The following is a 20,782-nucleotide window of genomic DNA, read 5'->3' as shown; positions in this document are numbered from 1 at the left end:
CATCGGCGAGTCGTTCCGGCTCCATCTCGACCAGTCGTTCTGGAAGCCCGCGCGGCAGGGAATCGGCACGAATTGGCATCAGGACAACGCCTACTTCAAGATCGCCGACCCCCTGCGCGGCACGGCGATGTGGATCGCCATCCACGACGCGACGATCCCCAACGGCTGCATGCACATCGTCCCCGGCAGCTTCCGCGAGGAGTACCCCCACTACCGCGACCCGCTGAGCGATCACCACATCCGGTGCGATCCGCCCGAAGACCGCGCGGTCGCCGTCGAGCTTGCGGCGGGAGGGGCGCTCTTCTTCGCCTACGGCACGGCGCACTGCACCAGGGCGAACACGACGGATCAGGACCGCGCCGGAGCCGCGCTCCACTTCATCCACACCGACTACGCCCAGGGCGATCACTGGACGCGCAACGAGCAGATGACGCCCATCCTGCGAGGTCCGAACGCAACGGGCGGGGAACGCGAGTACGGACGCCGGATCGAGGGCACGTGGGACGCGGAGGTCGAACGGGCGCTGTCCTCAGCGGCGCGCTAGTGGTCAGTTACTTTGGAGATGTCGTCTTCCCCCACCTCAATCCTCCCCACGCTTCGCGGGGGAGGAGGCTATGTCCCCTCCCCCTTGCATCGGGGAGGGTTAGGGTAGGGGTTGGACAAGCCGACAATTCACTGTCACTGACCACTAGGCTTCGACGGGTTCGCCGGCGTACCGACGGATGTGGCTGTAGGGCGGGTGGTAGAGCAGCGAGACGGCGGCGAGTATCTCGTCGCGACGTTCAGCGCTCTCTGAGGCGGAAAGCTCAACGATCACGTCGTCGACGTCGTGGGGCCCGATCCGCCAGTGCCCGGCGACGGCTCCCCGGAATTGCCCGTCGATCAGCAGGTACTGGAGAATCTCGCGTCCCGCATAGCGCCGCTTGAGCTCGCTGCTGTGGCTCAGGACGCGCATGTCGGAGCCGCCCAGGACGAACACGCCGCGCGACGGCTCGGACTCGGCGAGCCCAACGTCCTCGACGAGAACCCAGCCGTTGCCCAGTCCCGCGACATCGGTCGGGACCATGGCTCCCTCCGCCTCCATCTGCGCCAACAGACCCGTCAACGCCCGCGCCGGGAACGCCGACCAGTCGCGGAACTGCTCCGGCGTCGCGAAGACGTGGGCGCGGAGGAATCGGAGGAGGACGTCCTTCGCCGCCATCTCCCACGGGACGGCGTCCAGATCGACATCCCGCCACTCGCGCGCGAAGTCGTACCAGCCGCGCTCCCAGTCGTCGTCGGGCTGATCCTCGTAGACGAGGAACGCCTCTTGAAGCCGGTGGAGAATCGGCATCAGGCGCTTGTTGAGGAGCCCGGTCTCCTCTTTCAACTGGCGAGGCGTGATGGGTCCCAGGCTTCGCACGGCGTCGAGAACCGTCTGCTGTTCGTCGGTGATGGCGGCCAAAGGTCGGCGGAACGCGGTCGCGTAGGTCTGTAGGTCGTCGGCGAGGACATACCCGACACGCCCGCCGAGGAACCGTCCCTTGACGAGCCGCCGGTCTGCGCGGAGCCGATCCGCCTCGGCTCCGTCGTCGAACGCGGCGCGATGGAGCAGGCGCGGCGGGCTCCCCGGACGGGAGTTGGCTAGCGGCGAGACCGGCTGGAGCGAGCGGAACAGCCCGACGTACTCCGACGGGTCGTCGATCGGGCGCGCTAAGCTCTGTCGGCGGAGGCGTTCCGCCAGGATCGTTCGTGCTTCCATGCGCAGGTCACTCTCACCACAAGCCGAGGTTGACGCGCTGGATCGTCGTGTTCTCCTCGGCGTCGTTGCGGATGCCGAACTGGTTGTGCCCGGCGCGAAGCGCATCGGGTTCCACCTCGAAGACGCGGCAATCGGTGCTGCGAGGGCGTTCTTCCATCGCGCGGTGCGGCACGAACTCCGGGAAGAGCTCGGCGCGGCGCAGGAACGGGAGCTCCGTCGCCGGGACGTTGTTCACTTCCAGCGAGACATCCGCCCCGCTGTGAACCAGCGCCAACGCCCTACGCGCCGGAAGCGCCGCCGACGGCAGTCGGATCGGGAAGTACCCGATCCCTCCGGGCCCCAGGGTGAAAGCCAACACACCTTGTTGATCCACGTCGGCTAGCCGATACCGACGATGCGACGCCGAGAAGAGCAGAGGCTTCGCCGCGGCGCGTTCCGGCGTCGCCATGTCGTCGAGCCAGTGCATGGGTCTCGCGGCGATGTACTCCGTCCAGCAGGGGAAGTTGAAGACGTAGATGCCGTCGGCTCCCGAGTCGAACAAGCTGAGCGCCACGGCTCGGAGCGACTCCGGGCAGTGGACCTGAGTGCCGTGCTCGAACTCGACGTCGGCGTAGATGGGCACGTCGTGCGTTCCGGTCAAGTCGCGGAGCTGGGGAATGGGCATCGTGAAGTCGGTCGTCAGAAAGGGCGTCGCGACGATCCAGTCGACGAGCCCATGCCGCGCCCACGCCGCGAGGTCGATCCCGACGTGCCGGCATCCGTCCGGAGTGGTTGGTACGCGTGCGCCGAGGAGCCGTCGGGCTCCGCCTGCGTTGATCGCCTGCCGGACGTCGGCGAGGAAGTCGGTGAGAACGTCGCGCTTCTCCCACACCTCCTGCGGCGTGCCGGATAGATGGCGCGGAAACCGCATCCAGTCGAGCTGCAAGCCGTCGAACTCGTATCGGTTGGACAGCTCGCGGATCGTGGCGAGGATGTAATCGCGCACGTCGCGGCGCGAGTAGTCGTAGCAGTAGCACATCCAGTCGGCTTTGCCCTCGCGGATCGCGTCGGGATCGACGACGCAGTCGGGGTTCTCGCGCTTGAACCGGGGAACCAGCGGATGGTCGGGCTCGTCGGCGTTGTGGACGTCGTTCATTCGGTAGGTGATGAACGTCTCCTTGCCGGCGGCTTTGAGGGCTTGGAGGAACCTGCCGAACGGATCGACGCCGCGCGCGTGGAGCTCGCGCAAGAGCCCTTCGCGTCCGGTTCCGCCGGAATCGAGGGCGATCACGTCACCGACCTCGGTCGGGTAGTAGTAGGTTCCCGCTCCGGCGCAGAGCAGGTAGGTCGTGATCGACTCCGGGCACTCGCCGACAGCGGCGGCGACCGACGCGTCGACGTCGTCCGTCATCGTGTGGCAGAAGAAGTTGCTGCCGTCGTTGTCGAGCAGGAAGCGGCGCGTCATCAGCTATGCCATCCAATGCCGGCGTCGGGATAGACGGCGACCTTCGGACTGCCCTCCGCCTCAGCCTCGACGGTCTCCACGATGCTCTCCCACGTCCGATGGAACAGGCATTCGGGGTGAACCTCGTACGCTTCCTTGGGACCCAGCACCGGCGAGTAGAGATGCCACGACGGCACGTTCGCGTTGCGCACGGCGAACGGCAGCCCGTGCGCCTTGAAGTACTGGTGATAGCCCGTTCCCTCCGTGCAGGTATCGACGAGCACTTTGACGGCGTTCCGGTGGAACCCGAAGGGCCAAGTGCCGCGCCAGGTGTAGCGCAGGTTCGTGTCGAACGGATAGGCGTTGCTGATGACCACGTCGGCGTCGGGGATCATCGGGAAGAGGCTCGCCTGCTTGCACAGGTCCGCTGCCGCGCGGTGGGCGTCGACGACGTCGCCGGCGAAGACGCCGATGATCTCCCGATCGCCGTTGAGGACGGCGTTGACGATGAAGTCGATCCCGACCTTCCGGGCTATCTCCTCGATGTCCTGCCGCATGGGCCCGTCGGGGTTGAGCGCTTCGACGCCGGGCAGGTGGTGGTAGGTCTCGATGGTCGCCTGCGCCGCGACGCCCGGGACGAGGCACTTCGCGCCGCCGCCGTAGCCGGTTCCGCCGCGCGGGTAGGTCGTGCCGAGGATGATCTTGAGGTCGGACGACGTGACCGCCTGATTGATGTAGATGGGCGTTCCCCGGCTCGACCGGCCACAGTACTGGAACTGCCCGTCGAGGTCGTGGTTCAGGACTTCGTACTCGCCAACGACATCGGCTCCCAGCTTCTTGACCATCTCCTCGCGAGGAGCCTGCCGATGGCAGCCCAGAGCGAGCACGAACCGGATCGAGTCGCGACCCAGTCCGGCGTCGTGCAGGTCGCTCAGCAGCGCCGGGATGATCTCCGTCATGGGAGTCGGGCGCGTCATGTCTTCGACGATGATCGTCGCGGTTCGCGCTCGCTCGGCGAGGGCACGGACCGTCGGCGTGCCGATGGGGCTGCGGAGCGCGGCGGCGATCTCCGTCGGCGCGAGCCGTCGCGAGGGAGTGAGTCGGGAGACCTCCAGCCGCCAGCGGTCGGGGACGGGCAGGTGGATCGTCTCATCGCCGTACCATGCCTTCGCGCGGAACGGGATCGTCGCCATGCGCTCTGCTTCCTCTCGCGCGGTTATTGCCGATAGGTCTTGACGGCTCCCCAGACGGCGGCGACTTTGGCGCGAGGATCGACGCTCAGCGAGGCGTCGCCCAGCGTCACCGCCGCGATGATCGGCACGGCGGCGGTTCCCAGCGAGACCATATCGAGCGAGGCGATCGTCGTGCCGGACTTCGGGTTCGCCCACTTCGTCGTGATGAGTCCGGCGTGCCCGCACGGGGGACCCTCTTTGAGTTGCCAGCCCCAGACTGAGTTCTTGTCCGCCAGAGCCTGTCCCTCGGCGCACCAGTCCCGCGAATTGACGTCGGACTGCATGCCGAGCTCCTCCTTGGACTTGTCGTCGTAGTGGAGGATGAACTTGTAGCTGATGGCTCCGGCGAACGACCACCCGGTCGCGTGGAGGAAGTAGATCGCCTTCGCCTTCCCGCCGACAGCGAAACCGGTGATCTCCTTGGGCCACTTGGCGGCGTTCGTGCCGTTGAGGACGACGGCTTTCTCGCCGACCAGGAACTGAACCTTGCCTTCGGGACCCTCGAAGTCGGTTGCCTTGCCGATGGGCAGCTTCGACAGCGTGCTGTCGCCGGCGTTGCCGGTCCACCACTCGAACCCGACGAGTTTGGAGTTCGCCTTCGACTGGATGTCCAGGAACTCGAACTGCGCCGCCACGACAGGCATGGCGCTCAACGCCAGAACGACAACGACACAGAAACAACGGATCGCGTACCGCATCGTGAACCTCCTATCGGCTCAGATCGTCAGAACGGCGAGACGACATGGCTTATCGTAAGACGGCGTCGGCGAGCGGTCAAACCCGCGATCCGGTTGCACAGGTCGGGTCGGCGTCGTTAGTATTCGCGCAGCGTCCGGGCGCAAGACCAGCCATCGCGGCGGGGAAGGAAAGGCAGTGCGGATCATCCTCTACACGGGCAAGGGCGGCGTCGGCAAGACGAGCATCGCGGCGGCAACGGGTCTGCGGCTGGCAGGAATGGGCTATCGGACCCTCGTCATGTCGGTCGATCCGGCGCACTCGCTCGCGGACTCGTTCGACCTCGACCGCCGACTTACCGACCACGACGGTGGCTCGACCACGAAGCTCGCCGAGAACCTGGACATCCAGGAGATACAGGTTCAAGAAGAGATTCAGCGCTACTGGCGCGAGGTCTACTCCTACGTGACGAGCGTGCTCCGCCTGTCCGGGATCGACGGCATCGTTGCCGAAGAGCTCGCCATCTTCCCCGGCATGGAGGAGGTGTGCAGCCTCCTCTACATCAACCAGTACTATCGCGACAAGACTTACGATGTCGTCATCCTCGACTGCGCGCCGACCGGCGAATCGCTCCGGTTCGTCAGCATTCCGACGACGCTCGACTGGTATATGTCGAAGGTGTTCCGGCTCCAACGGGGTGTTGTCAGCGTCGTGCGTCCTATCGCCAAGCGATTGACGAACGTGCCGCTGCCCGAGGAGCGCTACTTCGAGAACATCGAGAGCCTGTTCGAACGGCTCAACGGGATCGACGCCGTGCTGCGCGATGCCTCAGTCACAACGGTACGGCTCGTGACCAACCCCGAGAAGATGGTTCTCAAGGAAACGCAGCGGGCGTTCATGTACTTCTGCTTGTACGGATTGACCATCGACGGAGTGATCATCAATCGCGTGCTGCCGCCGGAGGCGGACGGGCAGTTCGTGGCGCACTGGCGCGAGGCGCAGCAGGCATACCTGGCGGATATCGAAGACGCCTTCGCGAACGTCCCGATCTGGAAAGTGCCTCTGTTCGGCGAGGAAGTGCTCGGTCAGGCGGGGCTGGAACGCCTCGCGGACGTTCTCTACGGCGACACGGACCCAGCGCAAGCACACGCCACGGAATCGCCCATGATCTTCTCGCGGGAGGACGGCAAGACGCGCATCTCGCTGCACCTGCCGTTCGTCCGCGCGACGGATATCGACCTGTCCGTGTTCAAAGACGAGCTCGTCGTGCGGATCGGCGGGTTCAAGCGGCACGTCTCATTGCCGAGGAACCTGGTGGGCGTCTCTCCCCTCGGCGCAAAGCGGAACGGCGACCGGCTGGATATCACCTTCCCGGCTCCGTCTTCGATCTAAACCGTCCGAGGCGACGAACCCACGCCCCGAAAAACGAGAACGCGCATCATCCACCGGGGAAAACGGCGGGGATGCGCGTTGCTACGCGAGTGGATCGAGCCGGGCGACTGGCTCCAGGTCTACTTGAAGAAGTCCGCGTTCTTGGCGATGTAGCTCTGCCACTGATCGGGGACAGCGCTTTCCTCGAAGATCGCCTCAACCGGGCATTCCGGTTCGCAGACGCCGCAGTCGATGCATTCGTCGGGCTCGATGTAGTACTGATCCTCGCCCTCGTGGATGCAGTCGACCGGGCAGACGTCGACGCAAGCGGCGTCCTTGACGTCGACGCACGGTTCGCAGATCACAAACGGCATCGGAATTCCTCCTGATGACATTCAGGCTTCACACGCTCGATGACCTGACCGCCGGGCGGATAGCACCGCGGTCGGCTCGCCTCGCGAGCGTGAGGGAGCTTGCCCTGTTCCATTATAGTCGATCCGCCGGAGGCTGCATATAGCCGCCGAGCGTTTTTGCAGGGCGGATCACACGCCCCACGGTTCTGTGCGATGGTGCGTCTTCGGATCGCGGAAGTACGCCTCGAATCGTGCCTTGAGCAGCTCGAACGCATCAACGGGGGAATCCGCGTACTCGAACAGGCGAACGTCCTTCGGAGAGATGGTTCCCCACTCGATGAGCTTCTCCATATTCAGGACATCCTGCCAGTAGTCCTTGCCATAGAGAAGCACCGCGACCCGGTGGGTGATCTTGCGCGTCTGGAGGAGTGTCAGCAGCTCGAACAGCTCGTCAAGCGTTCCGAAGCCGCCCGGGAACACGACAAATGCCAGCGCGAGCGTCACGAACCACCACTTCCGCATGAAAAAGTAGTGGAATTCGAAGTTGAGGTCGGACGAGATGTAGCCGTTGGGGTCTTGTTCGTGGGGCAGGCTGATGTTGAGCCCCATGCTCTTGCCGCCGGCGTCCTGGGCACCTCGATTCGCCGCCTCCATGATTCCGGGACCCCCGCCGGAGCAGATGACGAATCGCTCGTACGGTGGCAGGTCGCGCGACCAGAGGGTGAGCATGCGCGACAGCTCACGGGCGTCTTCGTAGTATCGGGCGAACGCGCGGACGCTTGGAGGGGCTTCGCTGACGTCTTCTGGAGCCGGGGCGCGAGCGGAGCCGAAGAACACGACCGTATTGCGGATCCCCAGGTCTCGCATCCGCGCAGCGGGCTCGATGTACTCGGCGAGGATGCGGAGGATCCGGGCGTCGCGGCTGTTCAGGAAGTCCAGGTTCTCATAGGACTTCGGCGCTCGTTCCAAAGTCGGTTTGGAATGGGATTCCTCGTTCACACCGACCGCCCATGTTTGCGCATGACGGCTTCCCAGGTCCCCTGGTCGAGCACCTCGGATTCGTCGATGAGCATGATCGGGATGTCGCCGTCGATTCGATAGCGGCGGCGAGTCTTGGCATCCGTCGAAACGAGCGTGTCGCCGTCGAGCACGAGGGGGGCTTTCGTCTCAGGGCACACGAGGATGCGCAGCAGGTCGTCGGGAATGGGCACGGTCGGTTCTCCTTGCCAACCGTCCGCGGTCGGTCGTCGGACTCATCGGGAGTGTAGACGGAACCGCGCCGGGACGGCAAGGCACATCGGATCGAGATCGCCGCCAGATCGTCTTGGAGCGCGGATCGGGCACGTGGTATAGTGCTCGCATCCCGGATTGCTCGTGGGAGCTGCTATGGACATCCGCCCGTTGTCGCCGGATATGCTGCCCGCCCTCGCAGACTTCACGAACGCGAACCTAGACCTCGACGCCGGCAGGTTCACGCCCGACCTGTTCGACTGGCACCTCTACCACGACACGCACGTCCGACCCGAATTCTGCCTCCTCGGCATGGACGGCGACCGCATCATCGCATGTGCCCTCGGCGTCGTGCGCGGAGCGCACGCGTGGATTAAGTTGTTCGGCGTCGCCCGCGATTGCCGCCGACTTGGCATCGGAACGCGGCTCTTCGCGCAGATCGAGTCCGCGTTCGCCGAAGCGGGGGCGCGGCGCGTGCACATCGGAACCTCGGTTCCCCTCTACATCATGCCCGGCGTCGATCCCCGCTATACGGAGGCGTTCTGCTTCCTCCAGACGCTCGGGTACCGGCGCAACAGCGACGCCGTGAACATGCAGGTTCAACTGGGCCTGAGCGACTTCGACACGTCGGCGGACGAGGAGCGCCTCCGATCCGAGGAAGGCATTACGATCTCGCGTTTGGACACCTTGCGCCGCGACGCGTTCAGCGAGTGGATGTGCGAGACGTGGAGCGAGGGTTGGCAGGAGGAAGCCCTGCTCTCGCTGGAACACGATCCGGTGACGACGTTGGTCGCCACGCGCCGCGACGAGTTCTGCGGATTCGTCACCTACGACGTCGAGCTCTTCCGTCGGAGCCTCGGTCCCATGGGTGTCGTGCCGGAGTGTCGGAACAAGCGGCTGGGAGGCGTGCTGGCTCGTCGCTGCCTCCATGAGATGAAGTTGCGGGGAGACGACATCTGCGAAATCGCGTGGGTGGGGCCCGTGGCATTCTACGTGCGCGTTCTGAACGCCCGCATCAGCAAGACCTTCTTCCATTTTACGAAGTCGTTCGACGGATGATGACGCGGCACGTCAGGACGATTTGACGATGCGCATCGGCCTGCTATCGCGGGGTGTTCGCAACTACGCGACGCGGCGGCTGATCCGTGCGGCGAACGCTCTGGGGCATCGCGTCACGCTGCTCGACCCATTCAACTGCACGCTCGCACTGGACGGCTCCAAGCCGTGGGTCACGCACAACGGGCGCTCCGTGGATCGGCTGGACGTACTCCTTCCACGTCTGAGCCCCCAGACATCGAAGTACGGCTTGGAGGTCATCGCGCACTTCGAGCTGGCAGGCGTGCGTTCTGTCAACTCGTCGGCGTCCGTGGAGCTTGCGCGCCATAAGTGGCGGAGCCTTCGCGCGCTGTCGAAGGCGGGTCTGCCCATTCCACCCAGCTTCGCCGCTGGCAGCACGGAGTTCCTGGACAAGCCCATCGCGCGCGTCGGGGGCTATCCCTTTCTCATCAAGCCGTTCGAGGGCACGCAGGGCGTGGGGATGATGCTCTTCGAGACCCCCCTGACAGCGAAGTCGGCGCTCGACACCCTCTGGAACCTGCGTCAGGACTACGTTGCCCAACAGTTCTACGCGGAAGCCGCCGGGCACGACGTGCGGGCGCTCGTCATCGGGGATTGCGTGGTCGGCGCGATGGAGCGGATCGCTACCGAAGGCGACTTCCGCGCCAACGTCCATCGCGGCGGATTGGGCAAAGCGGTGACGCTCTCCGACCCGATGGCGGAGTTGGCGGTGCGGGCGACTCAGGCGCTCGGCTTGGAGATCGCTGGCGTCGATATGCTGACGACCCACGATGGGCCCGTGATCCTAGAGGCGAATCCGTCGCCGGGGTTCGAGGGATTCGAGCAGGCGACCAAGCAAGATGTCGCCCATCGGATCATCGAGTACGTCGCCCAGACCCGATGATCCCATCTTCCTTCATGCTTCGATAGGATTTTTCCCCCAGCACGACGTGATCCAGCACGGGAACGTCGAGCGCCTTCCCAGACTCGACCAGGCGCTTGGTGATGGCGATATCTTCCGGGCTGGGAGCCGGGTCGCCGGACGGGTGGTTGTGCGCCAGCACGATGCTCGCCGCCGAGTTCTCCAGAGCGAACCGAAAGACCTCTCGCGGATGGATGATGCTCGCGTTCAGGGATCCCGAGAACAGGGCGCGATGGTTCGTGATGATGTTTTTCGTGTTCAGACAGAGCACGTAGAGATGTTCCTGTTGCTCGCCGCGCAGGAACGGCGACAGGAAGGCAGCGACGTCGGAGGCTCTGCGCACGATCGGGTTCGTTGCGGGCGAGAATTGGGCCCACCGTCGGGCGAGCTCGAAGGCGGCTGCGAGCTGAGCCGCCTGAACGGGACCGATGCCGATGATCTGCGCCAGGGCTTGCGGCGATTCATCGCCGATGCGCACGAGGTCGCCGTCGTAGCGCCGGAGCAGGCGGTCTGCGGCTTCCCTCCCGCGTGTCCCGTTGCCCAACACCGCAGCGATCAACTCGTCCACCCGCAGGGGGCGAACGCCGTCGCGCAGCACGCGGTTGCGGGCTTCGTCCGGTGGCTTCGCGGTCATCGCGTTGGGCTCCCCCAAACGGCTTGCTTTTGGCGGAACGGCTGAGCAATAACGAAGAGTACGCGGCGTGGTCTGAATCAACTGGAAGGCTGATCATGGCAGAACATACGAACGCGGGTCAACCGAAGATCGTGGCGTGGATGAAGCCCTCGTGCGGATGGAGCAACGGCGTGCGCGCGGTTCTCGCCAAGTACGGGCTGAGCTATGAGGATCGCGACATCATCAACAATCCGCAGAACTTCTTCGACATGGTCCGACGGACCGGTCAGCGACTGCAGCCGTGCGTGCTCGTCGGCGAGGAGATGCTCGCGGACGTGAGCGGAGAAGAGCTCGAGGAGTGGCTGCTCGACAGTGGGACCGTCGAGCCGATCGAGTCAGATGTCGATGTCCCCATCGACCAGGGCTGCGCGGATCACGCCGACCACAGCGAGCCCGCCACGTTTGTCGGCCGGTAGCCGCTAGCGGCAGCCTTTGGCGACCTGCTGCGTGGGTTGCGCTGAGTTGGCACATTCGTGTAACCTGAGCGTAACCCATGCGGTCGGCAGGCGTCGTCGGTCGACGTACCCGCGCTGACGCGGAAGGTGTCAGGGAAGGAGGACTCGCGACAACAAGCCGCCTAAGTCCTCGTATTGGGTTCGATGGGGTGAACCGGCATCGTACGTTGTTCTACCGCCCATCCTGGGTTTGGAGGTACCGGATGAATCGTCGTACTCGTGGAGGAAGTCTCTGGCTTACAGCGATCAGTGTCGTCTTGCTCTCGACGCTCGCGTGCGTGAGCTACGCCAAGATCGACGCGAAGAATGTCGCCGGCGCTTGGATGCTTGATGAGAACAAGGGCGACAAGGCGAATGACACCTCCGGCAACAACAACCACGGAACCCTCCAGGGCAACGTGAAGTGGGTTGCCGGCAAGTACGGCAGCGCCGCCGCGTTCGATGGCACGTCATGGATCCAAGTTCCTTCGTCCGCCAGCCTGAACATGGAGAAGGAAGTGACCGTCATGTTCTTCGTCAAGACGAACAAGAAGATGGTCGACATGTGGGCGGACCGTCAGGCGGTCGTTGGGAAGCACTACCTCGAGTACGAAGTGGGCATCTATATGAACGGTCAGCTCCACACGTACACGAGCGACGGCGCCGGCAACTACGACGAAGGCATCATGACGACCATCAACGGGAAGCACCCGGATGGTGACGCCGATTGGGTCAAAGACAAGTGGTACCACGTCGCGTGGACGCTCAAGGGCGCTCACGAGATCGCCTATGTCGACGGCGTCCTGCTCGGCGAGCACGACAAGGCGCACGCGAACACCAAGCCCGGTGCCCATCCGGTGGAGTTCGGACGTCGTGTTGGTGGCGGCATTCCGGTCAGCGGCGCGGTGGACGAGGTCTGTATCCTGAACGTCGCCGCGAGCGCGGATGACATCAAGCTCGCCGCCCAGAAGGGCATCGGAGCGGCGCTGGGGATCACCGCCGTCGATCCGAGCGGCAAGGTCGCCACGACCTGGGCGTCTGTCAAGCGCTAGCGAACACCACGAACGACGCTCAAGAGCCGGAGCGCCCGAGGGTTCTCCGGCTCTTCGTCTGCCCGCTCGCGATGCGTGTTCATGTGTAAAGAAGTATACGATCGTCTGGAGGACGGGTACAGGAGTGGTCACTCGCGTTCGCATCGGCGTTGACTGGGATTTCGGCGTGGGCCATGGCTCCTGGCGATGTTCGTCAGCATGGCGGGCGCTCCGACGGCTCATGCAGGAGTGCCACGCGCCTCGCCCATGGGTTCTGATGGTTAACATAGACTGAGCGTCCTGACCATGGGCTCGCGCGCCTACTCAACCTGGTTTCGCTATAATCCCTTGTGCCAAGCGCATTTACGCGCAGAAACACGACCTCTAGTCATTGACACGCCAAAATATGTGTGGTATACAATCGTCAAGTGTGCGGTAGACACTGCTCGTAGTGACGTTTCATTACTTTTCCCGTCGAGGCTGGTTTGCCCAGCCTCTTTTTGTGCCCGCCTCGCAGGTTCCCGCCCAAAGCTCCCTGCCTCGCGTGACCGAGGAGACGGCGTCGGCTACGATCCAGGTGCGAAGCTTGATCATTCCCGCCGGAAGAGGACTCCCCATGACTATCCACGACCTCATCGAGCAGCGTCTGTGGGAAAGACCTGAATTCACGGGGTGGAATCGACTCCCTGGACGCGCGACGCTCCACCCGTACGCATCCGAAGACCTCGCGCGCGCCGGCGACGTGACCGCATCGGATCGCGTCCGGTCTCTGAACGGCGCGTGGTGCTTCACGTTGATCGACCGACCGGAGAATGCGCCTGAATCCTTCATCGATCCGGGCTTCGACGATTCGGCATGGAACCGGATCGAGGTCCCCAGCAACTGGACGATGGCAGGCTACGACCGCCCCCACTATACGAACGTCGTGATGCCCTTCTCGTGCGCGCCACCGCGCGTGCCCGAGGAGAACCCGACCGGGCTCTACCGGCTGCGGTTCGACATCCCTCAGGCGTGGTCGGGCAGGCGCATCGTCGTCCACTTCGGCGGCGTCGAGAGCGTTCTCGTGTTGTGGGCCAACGGCAAGTTCGTCGGGCTGAGCAAGGACTCACGGCTCCCCGCCGAGTTCGACCTGACGCCCTTCCTGCGCCCTCGCGGAAATCTGCTCGCCGCGATGGTCATCCGTTGGTCGGATGGCAGCTACCTCGAAGACCAGGATCACTGGTGGATGGCGGGCATCTATCGCGACGTGCGCCTCTACGCGACCGGCTCGGTACACATCGCCGACGTGTTCGCGCGGGGCGATCTGGGCGAAACATGCGAGCAGGGGACGTTGCGCGTCGCCGTTCGCCTGAGCAAGGAGGCGTATCGCGCGCATGGCTGGACGGTTCGGGCCACGCTCTATGACTCGAGTGGCACGATGGTTCTCCCCGAGGCGCTCGTTGGGCAGGAGGGCAAGGGGCATGCGTGGGAGCCGAAGGATGTCATTCGGCTCGAAGCCGCCGTGTCCAAGCCGGCGCTCTGGTCGGCGGAGGAGCCGAACCTGTATCGGCTCGTCGTGGCGCTGGTCGGCGAGGATGGTTCGATGGCGGAAGCCACATCCTGCCGCGTCGGGTTCCGCCGTCTGGAGATCCGCGACCGGGAGTTCCTCGTCAACGGCAAGCCGGTGCTGTTCAAGGGCGTGAACCGGCACGAGCACGACGACACGCGCGGCAAGGCGGTCACGATGGACTCGATGCTCGCCGACATACGCCTGCTCAAGCGGTTCAACTTCAACGCCGTGAGGACGGCGCACTATCCGAACGATCCGGCGTGGTACGAGCTCTGCGACGAGCACGGCATCTACGTCATCGACGAAGCGAACGTCGAGACGCACGCCTTCGAGTCCGACCTGGCTCACGATCCGAGGTTCACGCTCGCCTTCGTCGATCGCGGCGTTCGCATGGTGCAGCGCGACCGGAACCATTCGTGCATCGTCATGTGGTCGCTGGGCAACGAGAGCGGTTACGGGCCCAACCACGACGCGATGGCGGGCTGGATGCGCGGCGAGGACCCCTCGCGACCGATCCACTACGAAGGCGGCATCCGCTGGAACCGATGGGCGGAGGGCAGGCGGATCACCGACGTCGTCGGGCCCATGTACCCGTCCGTCGGTTCCATCATCGACTGGGCGGAATCGACCGACGACACGCGTCCGCTCATCATGTGCGAGTATGCCCACGCGATGGGGAACAGCTCCGGGAACCTGAAGGAGTACTGGGAAGGCATCGAGTCGCACCACGGCTTGCAGGGAGGGTTCATCTGGGACTGGGTCGATCAGGGCATCCTCAAGACGGACACTCGGGGACGAAAGTACTGGGCATACGGCGGCGACTTCGGCGATGAGCCGAACGACAAGAACTTCTGCATCAACGGCATGATCTGGCCCGACCGGACGCCGCATCCGGCGATGTACGAGTTCAAGAAGCTCGCCCAGCCGGTTGGCGTGCGAGCCTTTGACCTTTCGCAAGGCAAGATCGAGGTGACGAACAAGGCGTACTTCACGACCCTGGGATGGCTCGCCGGGTTCTGGGAGATCGCGGACGACGGCTTTGTCGTCGCCCAAGGAGAGCTTCCGGCGCTCGACACGCCGCCGCAGACGAGCGAGACGGTCACGCTCGCGTTGCCGGAGCTCCCGCCCCCTGGCGCCAGAGAGCGTTTCCTGACGGTTCGGTTCCGCACGCGGGAGTCGGCAGACTGGGCTGATGCGGGCCACGAGGTCGCCTACGAGCAGATGCCGATGGCGTCCGGTTCTCCGGTTCGCCCCAAGCCTCGGTCGGCGGCAGCCGTCGGGGCGGTTGGCAATGACACGGCGATCCGCATCGAGACGGACGGCCTTCGGGTCACGTGGGATCGAGCCCTCGGCGTGATGGACTCTCTCGTGTGGCGCGGGAAGGACCTGTTGCTGCGGGGGCCCATCCTCAACATCTGGCGCGCGCCGACGGATAACGACGGCATCAAGCAGTGGTCCAGCCAGCGGGGCAAGGCGCTCGGCCGGTGGCTCGACACTGGGATCCAGGCGGCGCGGTGCGAGCTGCTGGAGTCGGGCGTCGAGGCGGACAGCTCCGTGCGCGTCCGGCATCGCCTGACCGGCGTCGCGGCTCAGCACGAGGTTCTGCACGATCAGCGCTTCAGAGTGCTCGAGACGGGCGACATCCTCGTCGAGAACACCATCGAAGTGCCCGAAGCCCTCGCCGACCTGCCGCGCATCGGCGTCAGCGCGGTTCTAATGCCGAGCATGGAGCAGTTGACGTGGTTCGGCAGGGGACCGCACGAAAGCTACTGCGACCGGAAGGCAGGCGCGGCCGTTGCGCGGTACGCCAGCACCGTCACGGATGAGTACGTGCCCTACATCGTGCCGCAGGAGCATGGGAACCACGTCGACACGCGCTGGCTGGCGCTGTCCAGCGGCGAGGTGGGCTTGCTGATCGTCGGAGCGGACTTGTTCGAGTTCTCAGCGAGCCACTACGCCGCATACGATCTCTACGTCGCGACGCACACGAACGAGCTACGTCCGCGTTCCGAAACGATCCTGTGCCTCGACGTGATGCAGCGGGGGTTGGGCGGCGCGAGTTGCGGACCCGACACGCTGGAGCAGTACCGGCTCAGGGCGGGAACCTATCGCCTGAACTACCGGATGCGTCCGTTCACGCCGGGAACCGAGGACCCGGCAGACCTGGCGCGCCAGCGGATCGCGGGCGTCGGGGAATGAGGCATCGGTACGATGTCGTAGGGCGACGCGGTGTTTCGCCCGTCTCGCGAGGAGGGCGAGCAGTACCCGACGTGGACGGACGGCACGCCGTGAGATGTGCATCCGCAAGGCAGAACGGCAACGACCTGAGGCACACTCCAACGTCTGTAGGCGGCTGAGTCACTCGCCAACGCGCGGCTTGTCCGTCATTCCCGCGGAAGCGACGGAGAGCGCGCGGAGCGGGGCGCCAACCGAGTGCGACTCGCCGCATCATTCCCGCGAAGCGGCGACGGCGCGGATGTACTCCTCGCTGAACTCCAAATCCTTCGCGCCATCCGACGCGGGTGAGATTGTCGGCGTGCCGTCGCGCAGGCAAGCCACGAACGCGCGCGCCTGCTCCTCGAACGCCCACTTCTGGGACAGCACGGGGCTCAACTCGGCGGGGCCCGACCCGTCAAAGCCCGCCTGACGGTAGACCGTGACCTTCCCCGCCCGCTGTCGAGCCATCGGCGCGGGCATCTCCAGCCGAATCTGCCCCCGGTCGAAGTTGAGCGTGTAGAACTCGTCCCACCGGTGCTGCAAGCCGTAGCTGGACATTTCGAGGACGATGACGACGCCGCTCTCGGAGAGCGCTGTCAGCGTCCGCCCGTGCGGGTCGGCGTAGGCGATGTGGTAGTCCTCGCCGATGAGGTAGCGGATCAGGTTCACCTGATGAATGTAGAAGTTGACGAAGGCGATGTAGTGGTTCCCCTGCTCCTTCGACATCCACTCGGGAGCGCCTTCGCCGGTCTGTCCCTCGTAGGCGGGAGCCGGATCGCCGAGGTTGACGGGCGGCTCGTGCTCCATGATCCAGTCGCCGGAGGGCATGGTGACGCGCATGAAGGTCAGGTTTCCGGCTTCCCCGGACTCGCGCCACCGGCGGACGGTCTCCCGGACGTACTTCGCGCCGGGATCGTGCCGCTTCATGTAGCCGACCTGATAGACGATGCCCTTCTCATCCGCCAGCGCCGCCAACCTGCGCCCGTTCTCCGGGCGAATACACATCGGCTTCTCGGTGGTGACCGCCTTGCCTGCGTTCAGCAGGTCCGTCACGAGCGATGAGAAGAGGTGGAACCCCATGATGCCCACGACGCCGTCGAGGTTCGACCGTTCGAGCATCTCGTGGTGATCGCCGTAGAGCTCCTGGATGCCGTACCGTCGCGCGACCGCCTCCGCTGTCTTCTGGCGTCCCTCTGCGAGCGCGACCAGCTCGCAGTCGTCGATCTTCGCGTAGTTGGCGATGTGCGCGTTCTGTCCCATATAGCCGCAGCCGACGAATCCGAGCCGAACCTTCTTCGCCATGGTGCGATAGCTCCTGCAGCGCGAACCTGACGCGGCGCGAGTCTAGCACTCGTCCCGACGCGGCTCAACGCGGCGGCTTCTCGACCGTGACCGTCCTGCCAGCCTCGACCGCGATGGATCCCGACTCGCTCCCGTCGAGCCAGCGGACGCTCACCGTCGCCGACTGGGAAGCCTTGAGCCCAAAGAGCAGTCGCCGGTCGCTGTCGGATGCGTAGCTGCCGCCGGAGCGGCATTCGCCCGTCCGAGTCACGCCGTCGGGCGTCTCGACGCGGACCCGGGCTCCGAGCGCGTTCTGCGTTGGCGTGAGAACCACACGCACCCAGGCGTTGGCGTTCCCGCCGTCGTTCCGCAGGAGCGTCGCGCGGGAGCGCACGTTGTTGACCAGCGCGTCCATATCGCCGTCGTTGTCGAAGTCGCCGAACGCGACGCCCCGGCTGCTCTCCGGTCGGTTGACCGCCTCGCCGCTGGCAGCCGTCACGTTCTCGAACATCGTGCCGCCTTGGTTGCGGAACACGAGCTTCGGCTGCGCGTAGGTTCCGATCTGGTCGAACTCCTCGACGTTATCGTGGACGTGTCCATTGGCGATAAACAGGTCGAGCCATCCGTCGTTGTCGAGATCGACGAGCCCGACGCCCCACGCCAGATGCCGCAGGCTGACGGCTCCCGTGCCGGACGCGTAGGAGACGTCCGTGAAGAACCCGTCGCGGTCGTTGTGGTAGAGCGTGTTCACCTGATCCTGGAAGTTGGTCACGACGAGGTCGAACGCCCCGTCGTTGTCGTAGTCGCCCATGCTTGCGCCCATGCCGTTGCCGATGGTCGCGTCTTCTGCCACGGCGACACCGGCGAGCAGCGCGACCTCCTCGAACGTCCCGTCGCCTCGGTTCTGGTAGAGGAAGTTGGCGTTCATGTCGTTGGCGACGTAGATGTCCGTGTCGCCGTCGCCGTCGTAGTCGCCCGGCACGACGGCGAGCCCTCGCCCCGCGCTGGTGATCCCGGCTTCAGCCGAGACGTCGGTGAACGTCCCGTCGCCGTTATTGCGGTAGAGCGTGTCCGTTACCGGATCGAACGTCTCGGGCCCGCAGTAGACGCTGAGCCCTTTGAAGGGGCATCCGTCGCGCTCGCGCACGTAGTCCACGTAGTTGGCGACGAAGAGGTCTTGATCGCCGTCGCGGTCGATGTCGAGAAACGCCGCCGACGCGCTCCATCGCGGTTCGCCGACGCCCGTACGTTCCGTCACGTCGGAGAACGTGCCGTCGCCGTTGTTGCGGTAGAGGACATTCGCGCCGTAGTTGCAGACATAGAGATCGTCCCAACCGTCGCCGTCGAAGTCGCCGACGCAGGTGCCGTCGCCGAAGCCCGTGTCGCCGACACCGGCGCGTTCCGTCACGTCCGAGAAGGTTCCATCGCCGTTGTTGCGGTAGAGCCGATTGGGGAGACCCGCCGCCTGAAAGTCGCCGCCGTTGACCAGGTAGATGTCGAGCCAGCCGTCTCGATCGTAGTCGATGAACGCGCCTCCGGAGCCGACCGATTCCGGGAACAGATGCTCGCCCGTCGCGCCGTTGACCTGAACGAAGTCGATGCCGGCGGATTCGGTGATGTCCGTGAAGGTGATCCACGCGCGGCTTTCTGCCGCGAGCAGCGCCAGAACGAGAGCGATCCCAGGCAGGAAGGCAGTGCGGTGGATCATCGGTTCTCCTCGGATGGCGCTGGGGATGGCGCTGAAGCGCGCAAGATCGCGTTGCGGACTTGGATCACGGTTGCGTCGTCGGGGTCGTCGTGGAGGGCGCGTTCGAGCTCTGCCTTCGCCTCGTCGGTCTTTCCGGCGCGATGGAGCGCGTAGGCGTAGATCGCTCGATGCGCGGCGGCGTGCTCCGTGTCGGCGGCGGAGCGTGCGAGCTCGACCGCCTCATCGAGGTTCCTTGACGCCTTCGCCAGCAGCAGGGCGAGCGACGCCTTGGCAAAGGGCGCGCCCGGTACGAGCTCGATGGCTTTGCGGTAGTCCGCCTCGGCTCCGTCGAGCTTGCCGTTGGCTTCGCGGAGCATCCCGCGCCACCAGTAGCCCGGCGCCCACGACGGGTTCCGCTCGATTCCGGCTCCGTACGCGGCTTCGGCTTCATCGGGCTTGCCGGCGTCCTCCCGCACGCGTGCGAGCTGTCGGTAGACCGTCATCGAGTCGGGTTCATCTCGGCTGAGCGCCAGCAGGCGGTTCTCTGCGCTGTCGAAGTCGCCTTCGTCGCGGTCGATCAGCGCCAGGTAGAGCCGCGCCTCCGGCGCTGAGCGCGATGCCGACTCAGCGACGCGCTCGAACCCGCTACGCGCCGTGCCGAACTCTCCGAGCCGCATATAGACGAACGCGCGGAGCTGCACGGCGTCGAGGTTCGCGCCGTCCGCATCGACCGCCTTCTGCGCCCTCACCAGCGCGTCTTTCCACTGCTCCCGCTCGATGCGCACCTGCGCTTCGCGGGTGTAAAACTCGGAAAGCCTCCGCTGGTACTCGACGAGAACCCTCCGTGCCTCTTCCGCCCGACCCATGCGGCGGAGCGCTTGGGCGCGGGCGTAGTAGAATGTCGGTTCCGTCGGCTCGATCTCCGACGCGCGCGCCAGAAAGTCGCGGGCGGGGTAGAGGCGTCCCTGCTTGAGGGCGATCTGCCCTCTGCCGTAGAACGCCTTCGAGTTGCGCCCGTTGCGGGCAATGGCGCGGGCGAACGCCTGATCCGCCTCGTCGAGCCGGTTCAGGTTCATCAGGACGACGCCGAGGTTGTGCGCCGCGACGCCTTCGCCATCGCCCATCTGAACCGCCTGCGTCAGGTGCTCCCGAGCTCGTTCGAGCAGTCCGGCGTCGATCTCGGCGAGCGCCATCCCGACGTACCACTCCACGCGGAGGCTCCCGCTCGACACGCGGATCGCCTTCTCGTAGAGCTCGATGGCGGACTCGTACTGCTTGTCGGCGCGGAGCGCATCGGCGAAGACGCCCATCAGGATGGGATCGCCAGGAGCGAGTTCGAGAGCGCGGCGGAACGCGGCGACGGCTCGCGGCGCGTCGCTGAGCTTGAGCGCCGAGTCCCCCAGCCCGGCGTGCGCCGGCGCGAGGTCGGGATAGTCCTCGACGAGCTCGGCGTACAGTGCGAGGGCCCGCTCGAAGTTCCCGCGCTGATACTCCAGCTCGGCTTCCTGGAAGCGCGGCGGCGTTGAGGAAACCTCGTCGGCGTGCACCTGCCCGGCGATTGTCGCGAGCAGAATGACCCAGCCTATCGAACGAAGCATTGGCAGCCTGACCGAATGGGGTGTGGGGAGCCTCGGATAGGATGTATCATCCTCATCGCCGCACGGCAACGGACTCGATCCGCATCGGAAGGGCAGACATGAACGAGCGCAAGCGCCTACGCGTCGCGATGATCGGATGCGGCGGGCTCGCCCGGGGCGTGCTGCTGCCGGCGTTGAGCCTGGTCGATGAGCTGCGTCTCGTCGCCACCTGCGACCTCCGGCGCGACGCCGCCGAGGACGCCGCCGACCGCTTCCGCGCCGAACGCGCCTACACCGACTACAGCGAGCTCCTCGCCGTCGAGGAGTTGG

General features: G+C 65.3%; 19 protein-coding genes. 8 read left to right on the top strand and 11 right to left on the bottom strand.

Features of this window, described 5'->3' with window-relative positions; translation table 11 throughout:
- Position 1: 1 nt before the first annotated feature.
- On the top strand, positions 2–544 hold the full coding sequence (locus tag FJZ36_11545; GenBank protein ID MBM3215536.1) for a phytanoyl-CoA dioxygenase family protein: 543 nt from the start codon (positions 2–4) through the stop codon (positions 542–544).
- A gap of 144 nt (positions 545–688) precedes the next feature.
- On the opposite strand, the gene FJZ36_11540 is transcribed toward FJZ36_11545, so the two are convergent.
- The 4 genes from FJZ36_11540 to FJZ36_11525 are packed head-to-tail and all read right to left on the bottom strand — an operon-like array spanning position 689 to position 5,094.
- Positions 689–1,846, bottom strand: a complete 1,158-nt coding sequence (locus FJZ36_11540; GenBank protein ID MBM3215535.1) for a winged helix DNA-binding domain-containing protein — start codon at positions 1,844–1,846, stop codon at positions 689–691.
- The gene (locus tag FJZ36_11535; protein ID MBM3215534.1) at positions 1,755–3,185 is read right to left on the bottom strand and encodes a hypothetical protein; all 1,431 of its coding nucleotides are present in this window, start codon (positions 3,183–3,185) and stop codon (positions 1,755–1,757) included. Before FJZ36_11535 ends, FJZ36_11540 begins: the two co-directional genes overlap by 92 nt.
- Entirely contained in the window at positions 3,185–4,357 is a 1,173-nt protein-coding gene (locus FJZ36_11530) for a DUF2088 domain-containing protein (protein MBM3215533.1), read from the bottom strand. Before FJZ36_11530 ends, FJZ36_11535 begins: the two co-directional genes overlap by 1 nt.
- Before the next feature lie 23 nt (positions 4,358–4,380).
- Positions 4,381–5,094, bottom strand: coding sequence for a hypothetical protein (locus FJZ36_11525; GenBank protein ID MBM3215532.1), 714 nt, complete (start codon positions 5,092–5,094; stop codon positions 4,381–4,383).
- Positions 5,095–5,269: 175 nt separating this feature from the next.
- Here FJZ36_11525 and FJZ36_11520 point away from each other — a divergent pair, with 175 nt between their 5' ends.
- Positions 5,270–6,463, top strand: a complete 1,194-nt coding sequence (locus FJZ36_11520; protein ID MBM3215531.1) for an ArsA family ATPase — start codon at positions 5,270–5,272, stop codon at positions 6,461–6,463.
- Between the two features lie 119 nt (positions 6,464–6,582).
- Here the strand turns inward: FJZ36_11520 and FJZ36_11515 are convergent, their stop codons facing one another.
- The 3 genes from FJZ36_11515 to FJZ36_11505 form a co-directional block, all read right to left on the bottom strand.
- Positions 6,583–6,816: a ferredoxin family protein gene (locus FJZ36_11515; protein MBM3215530.1), complete on the bottom strand. Its 234-nt coding sequence runs from the start codon at positions 6,814–6,816 to the stop codon at positions 6,583–6,585.
- A 168-nt stretch (positions 6,817–6,984) separates the two neighbouring features.
- Positions 6,985–7,794 carry a TIGR00730 family Rossman fold protein gene (locus FJZ36_11510; protein MBM3215529.1) on the bottom strand — a complete coding sequence of 270 codons (810 nt, stop codon included), beginning with the start codon at positions 7,792–7,794 and terminating at the stop codon, positions 6,985–6,987.
- Positions 7,791–8,000 (bottom strand): hypothetical protein, encoded by a 210-nt coding sequence (locus tag FJZ36_11505; protein MBM3215528.1) that lies wholly within the window; start codon positions 7,998–8,000, stop codon positions 7,791–7,793. The genes FJZ36_11510 and FJZ36_11505 overlap by 4 nt, the downstream gene beginning before the upstream one ends.
- Before the next feature lie 181 nt (positions 8,001–8,181).
- Between FJZ36_11505 and FJZ36_11500 the strand changes: the two genes are divergently transcribed.
- Together FJZ36_11500 and FJZ36_11495 are read left to right on the top strand one after the other, a co-directional pair.
- Entirely contained in the window at positions 8,182–9,084 is a 903-nt protein-coding gene (locus FJZ36_11500) for a GNAT family N-acetyltransferase (GenBank protein MBM3215527.1), read from the top strand.
- Positions 9,085–9,112: 28 nt separating this feature from the next.
- Entirely contained in the window at positions 9,113–9,985 is an 873-nt protein-coding gene (locus FJZ36_11495; GenBank protein MBM3215526.1) for a RimK family alpha-L-glutamate ligase, read from the top strand.
- Here the strand turns inward: FJZ36_11495 and radC are convergent.
- Complete coding sequence (gene radC / locus FJZ36_11490) at positions 9,957–10,637, bottom strand: DNA repair protein RadC (GenBank protein ID MBM3215525.1); 681 nt, start codon at positions 10,635–10,637, stop codon at positions 9,957–9,959. The two genes, FJZ36_11495 and radC, sit on opposite strands and share 29 nt — an antisense overlap.
- 95 nt (positions 10,638–10,732) lie before the next feature.
- Between radC and FJZ36_11485 the strand changes: the two genes are divergently transcribed.
- From FJZ36_11485 to FJZ36_11475, 3 genes are all read left to right on the top strand, one after another.
- Complete coding sequence (locus FJZ36_11485) at positions 10,733–11,092, top strand: glutaredoxin (GenBank protein ID MBM3215524.1); 360 nt, start codon at positions 10,733–10,735, stop codon at positions 11,090–11,092.
- A gap of 77 nt (positions 11,093–11,169) precedes the next feature.
- Complete coding sequence (locus FJZ36_11480) at positions 11,170–12,162, top strand: LamG domain-containing protein (GenBank protein ID MBM3215523.1); 993 nt, start codon at positions 11,170–11,172, stop codon at positions 12,160–12,162.
- 595 nt (positions 12,163–12,757) lie between these two features.
- Positions 12,758–15,889 (top strand): DUF4981 domain-containing protein, encoded by a 3,132-nt coding sequence (locus FJZ36_11475; GenBank protein ID MBM3215522.1) that lies wholly within the window; start codon positions 12,758–12,760, stop codon positions 15,887–15,889.
- A gap of 249 nt (positions 15,890–16,138) precedes the next feature.
- On the opposite strand, the gene FJZ36_11470 is transcribed toward FJZ36_11475, so the two are convergent.
- From FJZ36_11470 to FJZ36_11460, 3 genes are all read right to left on the bottom strand, one after another.
- Complete coding sequence (locus FJZ36_11470; protein MBM3215521.1) at positions 16,139–17,209, bottom strand: Gfo/Idh/MocA family oxidoreductase; 1,071 nt, start codon at positions 17,207–17,209, stop codon at positions 16,139–16,141.
- A gap of 64 nt (positions 17,210–17,273) precedes the next feature.
- On the bottom strand, positions 17,274–18,896 hold the full coding sequence (locus FJZ36_11465) for a CRTAC1 family protein (protein ID MBM3215520.1): 1,623 nt from the start codon (positions 18,894–18,896) through the stop codon (positions 17,274–17,276).
- Positions 18,893–20,473, bottom strand: coding sequence for a tetratricopeptide repeat protein (locus tag FJZ36_11460; protein MBM3215519.1), 1,581 nt, complete (start codon positions 20,471–20,473; stop codon positions 18,893–18,895). The genes FJZ36_11465 and FJZ36_11460 overlap by 4 nt, the downstream gene beginning before the upstream one ends.
- A 41-nt stretch (positions 20,474–20,514) precedes the next feature.
- On the opposite strand from FJZ36_11460, the gene FJZ36_11455 reads away from it, so the two are divergent.
- On the top strand, positions 20,515–20,782 hold a 268-nt coding region (locus FJZ36_11455; protein MBM3215518.1), incomplete at its 3' end, for a hypothetical protein.

Source organism: Candidatus Poribacteria bacterium, assembly GCA_016866785.1.
Taxonomy (GTDB): Bacteria; Poribacteria; WGA-4E.
The sequence above is the reverse complement of the archived record's forward strand: the minus strand, read 5'-3'. Positions and strand labels throughout refer to the sequence as shown.